The organism is Actinophytocola sp. (genome assembly GCF_036402745.1).
Lineage (GTDB): Bacteria > Actinomycetota > Actinomycetes > Mycobacteriales > Pseudonocardiaceae > Actinophytocola.
On the sequence record NZ_DASWSJ010000185.1, the window covers coordinates 1 to 1,810 of the forward strand.

General features: G+C 72.3%; 3 protein-coding genes. 2 read left to right on the forward strand and 1 reads right to left on the reverse strand.

All coding sequences use genetic code 11. The features are described 5' to 3' along the window. Positions 1-47 precede the first annotated feature (47 nt). Positions 48-428 (forward strand): DUF2784 domain-containing protein, encoded by a 381-nt coding sequence (locus VGD70_RS18120; protein ID WP_331082757.1) that lies wholly within the window; start codon positions 48-50, stop codon positions 426-428. Beyond that, on the forward strand, positions 425-1,075 hold the full coding sequence (locus VGD70_RS18125; protein ID WP_331082760.1) for an RNA methyltransferase: 651 nt from the start codon (positions 425-427) through the stop codon (positions 1,073-1,075). The genes VGD70_RS18120 and VGD70_RS18125 overlap by 4 nt, the downstream gene beginning before the upstream one ends. Before the next feature lie 21 nt (positions 1,076-1,096). Here VGD70_RS18125 and VGD70_RS18130 read toward each other — a convergent pair. Further along, a partial coding sequence (locus VGD70_RS18130) for a molybdopterin dinucleotide binding domain-containing protein (RefSeq protein WP_331082762.1) occupies positions 1,097-1,810 on the reverse strand: 714 nt, incomplete at its 5' end.

A 1,810-nucleotide genomic window follows, 5' to 3' on the forward strand; every position in this document is an offset into this window, starting at 1 on the left:
TCCGCGGATCGGCCACCTGACAAGGTGTTTCCCGGTACGTTGGGGGCATGGCCGGGTTCCTCGCCGATGTCACGATGGTGGTGCACTTCGCGGCGTTGCTCTACATCGGACTCGGGGGGTTTCTCGCCTGGCGGTGGCCCAGGTCGATCTTCCTGCACGTGTTCTTCGCGCTCTGGGGGATCGCGATCAACATCCTTCCCATCACCTGCCCGTTCACCGCCCTCGAGGACTCCTTCCGCCGCCAGCAAGGGCTCGGTCCGCTCCCCGGCGGGTTCAACGAGTACTACATCTACGACCACCTCATCCCGCGCGGCCTGCTGCCCGTCGTCGCGGTCGTCGCGGTCATACTGCTGGTCGTGTCCTACGTCGGCGTCTACGTGCGGTGGCGCAGCCGGCGCGCTCAGCAGGCCCTCGCGGCGTCGCGGTGAACCCCGGGACCGGGCCCACCGAGTGGGAGTTCGGCGAGCCCGTCGGCGTCGGGCCCTGGCCCGGTGACCCGCCCACCGACGCCCACTACGACCCGACCCTGCTGGCCGAGGGCGACCGCCGCAACGTCGTCGACGCCTACCGCTACTGGCGCCGCGGCGCGGTCGTCGCGGACCTCGACCACAGGCGCCACGACTTCCACGTCGCCATCGAGAACTTCCAGCACGACCACAACATCGGCACCGTCGTCCGCACCGCCAACGCGTTCGCCGCCAAGGCCGTCCACATCGTCGGCCGCCGCCGCTGGAACCGCCGCGGCGCCATGGTCACCGACCGCTACCAGCACGTCGAGCACCACCCGGACGTCGAGTCGCTGCTGAAGTTCGCCGCCGCCGAGGACCTCGCGCTCGTCGCGGTCGACAACACGCCGGGTGCCGAGCGGGTCGAGACCGCCGCGCTGCCGCGCCGCTGCGTGCTCCTCTTCGGACAGGAGGGTCCCGGTCTCACCGTGGCCGCGCGGGAGGCCGCCACCACCGTCGTCTCGATCGCCCAGTTCGGCTCGACCCGCTCGATCAACGCCGGGGTCGCGGCCGGCATCGTCATGCACAGCTGGGTCCGCCAGCACGCGGACCTCGGCAAGGCGTGGTGACTGGTGTCCCGCGCCGGGACACTAGACCGGCTCCACCTCCACGGGAATGCCGTTGAGCACCGCGGTGCCCGAGAGCGCGTCGAGCAGCGTGTCGTCGGTGAGCAGGTTGGTGTTGACACCCGCGTGCGCGGTGGCCACCGCCGTGCGCGTGCCGGCCACGTCGTGGCCCCAGCCATGCGGGATGCTCACCACGCCGGGCCGGATCGAGTCGGTGACCTCCACCGGGATCTCCACCTTGCCGGCCCGCGAGCGCACCACCGCGCGACCGCCGTCGACCAGGCCAAGCCGGGTGGCGTCGGTGGGGTGGACCTGCGCGGTGCACCGGTTCTGCCCACGCACCAACGGCTCCAGGTTGTGCATCCACGAGTTGTTCGACCCCAGCTGCCGCCGGCCGATCAGCACCAGCTGCTCGGACACCGGCTCGCCCAGGACGGCCACCAGCCGCGGCACGTCCGACACGATCTGCGCCGGGGCCAACTCGACCTGACCGCTCGCCGTGGACAGGACCTCCGGCAGCCGCGACGTCAGCGGGCCGAGGTCGACGCCGTGCGGCGCGGCCTCCAGGTCGGCCAGGGTCAGCTCGTACGGGCCGGCGCGGAGCATCAGGTCGATCAGCCGGGCCGGCCCGCTGCGGCCGCCGGCGAGGGCGGCGTCCACACCGAACCGGCGGGCGATCTCGGCGGCCACGAAGTCGTCCAGTGCGGCGAGGTCGGCGTTCGGGCCCTGGCCGGTGAC